Source organism: Acinetobacter sp. P1(2025), assembly GCF_051390655.1.
GTDB lineage: Bacteria > Pseudomonadota > Gammaproteobacteria > Pseudomonadales > Moraxellaceae > Acinetobacter > Acinetobacter junii.
In genome coordinates, this window is record NZ_JBPKBJ010000124.1 from 1 (window position 1) to 5446 (window position 5446).

Annotated in this window: 4 protein-coding genes and 1 tRNA gene; 2 read left to right on the top strand and 3 right to left on the bottom strand. The window is 38.7% G+C overall.

Translation table 11 applies throughout. The features are described from left to right. Positions 1 to 84 precede the first annotated feature (84 nt). The 3 genes from ACSC97_RS17645 to ACSC97_RS17655 all read right to left on the bottom strand — a co-directional run bounded on the left by ACSC97_RS17645 (position 85) and on the right by ACSC97_RS17655 (position 2712). Positions 85 to 405, bottom strand: a complete 321-nt coding sequence (locus ACSC97_RS17645) for a hypothetical protein (RefSeq protein ID WP_436662246.1) — start codon at positions 403 to 405, stop codon at positions 85 to 87. 100 nt (positions 406 to 505) lie between these two features. Continuing rightward, positions 506 to 595: transfer RNA gene (locus ACSC97_RS17650), tRNA-Ser, on the bottom strand. Positions 596 to 681: 86 nt separating this feature from the next. Beyond that, positions 682 to 2712, bottom strand: a complete 2031-nt coding sequence (locus ACSC97_RS17655) for an NADPH-dependent 2,4-dienoyl-CoA reductase (protein WP_004913000.1) — start codon at positions 2710 to 2712, stop codon at positions 682 to 684. 293 nt (positions 2713 to 3005) lie between these two features. Between ACSC97_RS17655 and argG the strand changes: the two genes are divergently transcribed. Next, positions 3006 to 4349 carry an argininosuccinate synthase gene (gene argG / locus ACSC97_RS17660; protein ID WP_004913003.1) on the top strand — a complete coding sequence of 448 codons (1344 nt, stop codon included), beginning with the start codon at positions 3006 to 3008 and terminating at the stop codon, positions 4347 to 4349. A gap of 193 nt (positions 4350 to 4542) precedes the next feature. Beyond that, positions 4543 to 5226, top strand: coding sequence for a pirin family protein (locus tag ACSC97_RS17665; protein WP_436662249.1), 684 nt, complete (start codon positions 4543 to 4545; stop codon positions 5224 to 5226). Positions 5227 to 5446: the final 220 nt, after the last annotated feature.

Here is a 5446-nt window from a genome sequence, read left to right on the forward strand (position 1 = left end):
GCAAAAGAACTTATTTAGACCAATCATCAAAGACTTCATTGATGACTTTATTCTCGATAAAAATCATCTGCTACCACAGAGAATCTATAAATGATAGTGCGTAAGTCCTAAATATTTAAACTCATCACCGCTTTTAACATCAATACCTTGACCTAGAGCTACGGCTAAGTCAAAAAGATAGTTAATCCCATAAGTAGTATGAGTCATATCATAGTAATGCCGATACTCATGGGTCATTACAGAAAATAATTCAACTGACTCTTTAAAAGTAAAAATATCAGCATCATCTCTAATATTTTTTATAAAGCTAGCATCATCAGCTAAAAGAAAAATATTATATGTAATAAAGTTAAAATTACCTAAAACATCAGAATCAGCAAGAATGTGTGATTCATTAATTGCCATTCTACCCTCCATTTATATATTTTTTGCTTACTACAGGCTTACGTTGCATAAACCCCAAAAACAACAAAGCCCCGATAATCGGGGCTAAGTCGTTGATATTTGGCGGAAGCGGTGAGATTCGAACTCACGGAGGACTCACACCCTCGTCGGTTTTCAAGACCGGTGCATTAAACCGCTCTGCCACGCTTCCATGTGCGTAAGAATACAAAGCTTGATTCTTTTATTCAAGAAAAATTTAACTGCAATGTATTCAAATGCATAATGTTTCATCAATTATCAAAGTTTTGCTGCTAATTCAGCACCATCACGAATCGCACGTTTTGCATCAAGCTCAGCAGCAAGCTTTGCACCACCAATAATATGATAATTAGCAAAGGTATTCTCACCTTCTTTTGGCATCAAATCTTTTACAGATTCTTGACCAGCACATACCACGATCGTATCAACACGCAATAACTGATCATGACCATTGTGCTCAATCCACAATCCTTCATCAGTCACAGATTTATATTGAACGCCTCTTAACATACGTACTGCATGTTTTTTGAGTTGTGCTCGATGAACCCAACCAGATGTTTTACCTAAACCGATACCTAGAGGTGTCGTTTTACGTTGTAATAAATAAATTTGACGAACTGGCATTTCCACTTCAGGACGTTGAGTTCCACCTTCAGAAATATAGTCTGGATTTGGATCAACACCCCATTCACGCTGCCATTCAGCTAAAGGTTGTGGTTGAGGCTGATGCGGTGGCTTTAACAAAAATTCAGACACATCGAAACCAATACCACCCGCGCCGATAACTGCGACTTTATGCCCAACTTCAGCACCTCTTAAAACGTCAGCATAGGATAAAACTTGTGGAGCAGTACTGCCCTGAATTTTTAAAGCACGAGGAACAACACCTGTTGCCACGATAACTTCATCAAAACCTTCACGTTCAAGTTGTTCACGATTTACGCGAGTGTTCAAACGTAAATCAACTCCAGTTTGTTTAAGTTGAACTTTAAAGTAACGAATCGTCTCATGGAATTCTTCTTTTCCTGGGACAACTTTCGCTAAGTTAAATTGACCACCAACATCATCACTTGCTTCAAACAACGTCACTGCATGACCACGACTTGCAGCGACTGTAGCTGCTGACATTCCAGCAACACCACCACCTACAACAGCAATACGTTTTGGTTTTTTAGTTTTAATATAAACCAATTCAGTTTCATAACACGCTTGTGGGTTAACTAAACAACTCACACGTTGATTTTTAAAGGCATGATCCAAACATGCTTGGTTACAGGCAATACAGGTATTAATCTCATCAACACGATTGGTTGCAGTTTTATTTACCCAGTATGGATCAGCTAAAAATGGTCTTGCCATTTGCACCATATCTGCTTTACCTGAAGCAATAATTTCTTCTGCAACATCAGGCATATTAATACGGTTTGAAGCAATGATTGGAACAGAAACATGCTGTTTAACATGAGCCGTATAGTCTACAAATGCAGCGCGAGGCACAGAAGTGACAATCGTTGGGATACGTGCTTCATGCCAGCCAATCCCCGTGTTTAATAAAGTCACGCCTGCTTTTTCAAGTGCCTTTGCTACTACAATCACTTCCTGCATTGTATTTCCGTCATGTACCAAATCAAGCATAGACAATCGGAAACAGATGATAAATTTCTCACCCACTTTGGCACGGATTGCTTTTACAATTTCAACAGGAAAACGCATACGGTTTTCAATATCACCACCCCAGCGATCGGTGCGCTTGTTCACGTGACTGCTAAGGAATTGGTTGATTAAATAGCCCTCTGAACCCATGATTTCAACGCCGTCATACCCTGCTTTTTTAGCTAGGCTTGCACAACGCGCATAGTCATCAATTGTAGCCAGAATTTGTGAGTCTGACATTTGACGTGGTTTAAATGGATTAATTGGTGCTTGAATTGGCGAAGAAGAAACTGAAAATGGATGATATCCATAACGACCAGAATGCAAAATCTGCATAAGAATTTTTGAACCATGCTTATGCACAGCGTGAGTAACAAGACGATGATGAGGAATATCCACCAAGCTATTCATCGTACCACCCGCTGGCAATAACCAACCTTGACGGTTTGGAGAAATACCACCAGTGATAATAAGACCAACGCCCCCTTTTGCACGCTCACCAAAATAAGCTGCAAGTTTAGGATAGTTAAAAAAACGGTCTTCTAAACCAGAGTGCATTGAACCCATCACAACACGGTTTTTAATGGTCGTAAAACCCAAATGTAATGGTTTTAAGATATTTGCATAGCTAGTCATGGTATTCCTTCTATATTTATTGGCTTTGCAACTTGTTGCATAGTACTTTAACTGAATTTTTATACGTGTTTATGACTTTTTTTAAGAAAATGCTGACACTAAAGTCAAAACAAATGTAACCGTTATGATTTACATCTTAAAAATTCAATATTCCACATGAAAGCGCACATAATTTTTCTGCTTAGTTTTTCTTTGAGGAAAACAAGCTCAATGAAAAGTGTTACAATAGCTCCGATTTTTTATTCTCAAGACCACCTATTCGGGGTCTTTACTAATAAACGTTAGGACAAGCAATGACTGATAATGCAACTATCTTGCAGCACGTACCTGTAGGCAAAAAAGTTGGGATTGCCTTTTCTGGTGGTCTCGATACTTCAGCAGCTTTATTGTGGATGAAGCAAAAAGGTGCGGAACCTTATGCTTATACAGCAAACTTAGGTCAACCTGATGAAGATGACTATGATGCTATTCCAAAGAAAGCTGAACAATACGGTGCAGTCAAAGCTCGATTAATCGATTGTCGTTTACAACTTGCTCTTGAAGGTATTGCTGCAATTCAATGTGGTGCCTTCCATATTAGCACTGGCGGAGTACCATATTTCAATACAACACCTTTAGGTCGTGCAGTAACAGGTACTATGCTTGTGACAGCAATGAAAGAAGATGATGTGAACATCTGGGGTGATGGTTCTACTTATAAAGGTAACGATATTGAACGTTTCTATCGTTATGGTTTATTGACCAATCCAGCTCTAAAAATCTACAAACCGTGGTTAGACCAAACCTTTATTGATGAGTTAGGCGGTCGTGCGGAAATGTCACAGTTCCTCATCGACAACGGTTTTGACTATAAAATGTCAAAGGAAAAAGCGTATTCAACTGACTCTAATATGTTGGGTGCTACTCACGAAGCTAAGGATTTAGAATACCTCAATGCAGGTATCAAAATCGTAGACCCAATTATGGGCGTTGCTTTCTGGAAAGAAGATGTAAAAATTGATGCAGAAGAAGTATCAATTACTTTTGAAGAAGGTTTCCCTGTTGCATTAAATGGCCAGCGTATTGAAGATCCTGTTGAGCTGATCTTAGAAGCTAACCGTATCGGTGGTCGTCATGGTCTTGGTATGTCTGACCAAATTGAAAACCGTATCATCGAAGCAAAATCTCGTGGTATTTATGAAGCGCCTGGTATGGCTCTATTGCATATCGCTTATGAGCGTTTAGTTACGGGTATTCATAACGAAGACACGATTGAACAATATCGTATCAACGGTTTACGTTTAGGTCGTCTACTTTACCAAGGTCGTTGGTTCGATTCTCAAGCGCTTATGCTTCGTGAAACAGCACAACGTTGGGTAGCTAAAGCGATTACTGGTACTGTCACTTTAGAATTACGTCGTGGTAATGATTACACGATTATGAATACCGAATCTCCTAACCTCACTTATGAAGCTGAGCGTTTAACAATGGAGAAAGGTGATTCCATGTTCACACCAATGGATCGTATCGGTCAGTTAACGATGCGTAACCTCGACATTACGGATACACGTGCAAAACTTGGTATCTACACTGAAACAGGTTTACTTGCTGTTGGTCAAGGTTCTGCAATTCCTCAATTGGAAAGCAAATCAAAGTAGGTGACTGATAAGTAAAATCATCGTACAGAAAAGGCTGAATATAATATTCAGCCTTTTTTAATAGCTCAATAAAAATCCTTAATAAAAAATCATTCCATAAATAGAACAATATGTCGCAATTAAAGACTATTTATAACCATTATGAATCGATATTATTACTATCAAGCAAAACATAAGAATTAGGAGATGAAAGATGAATGCTTATCTACATCGTAGTGAAAATCGCGGTCATGTAAAAGCTGGCTGGTTAGATACTTACCATAGTTTCTCATTTGGTAGCTGGTACAATCCGAAATATATGGGTGTGAGTGTATTACGTGTAATTAATGACGATACGATTGCAGCACATAATGGTTTTGGTACGCATCCGCATGACAATATGGAAATTCTAACCTGTGTACTAGATGGCACCATTTCTCATAAAGATAGTATGGGTAATGAAGGTCAAATTAATGCAGGTGAATGGCAATTAATGAGTGCGGGTACAGGTGTAACCCATAGTGAAATGAATAAGCATGATAAAGCAGTACATCTATTACAGATTTGGATTCAACCAAATGTTCAAGATGCTGCACCGACTTATCAGCAAATTCAGCTCAACCCAAAGGATCATCCTAACCAATGGAATCTAATCGCAGGCGATGAATCTGCACCAATGTTGATTCGTCAAAATGCTGAAGTAAAAACAGCTGTACTTGAGAAAGATCAACAATTAGAAATCACAGCAACGAAAAAAGTGAACTATGTTCACGTGGTTTCTGGTGAAGTTATGATTGCTGATCATCATGTAAAAGCTGGCGATGCTTTACTGTTTGATGAGAGTGCAACAATCAAGGGTCTTGAAGATGCACAAATGATTTGGTTTGACCTACCATAAGTCGAAGTTTAACTCGTATCTCTCCCTCTGAGGTACGAGTTTTTTTTAATCATGGTTACTACTATCACAACTGTTAGAATCCGAATTTGATTCATCACTAGAACGACTGATGTGTGCTGAGAAAACAGGAGGTTTTAACTTGGTAAACTATAGACACTCATCAGGAGTTTACCATGAGCAAGAAACAGAAGACTTACACCGCAGAATTTAAAGTTGAAGC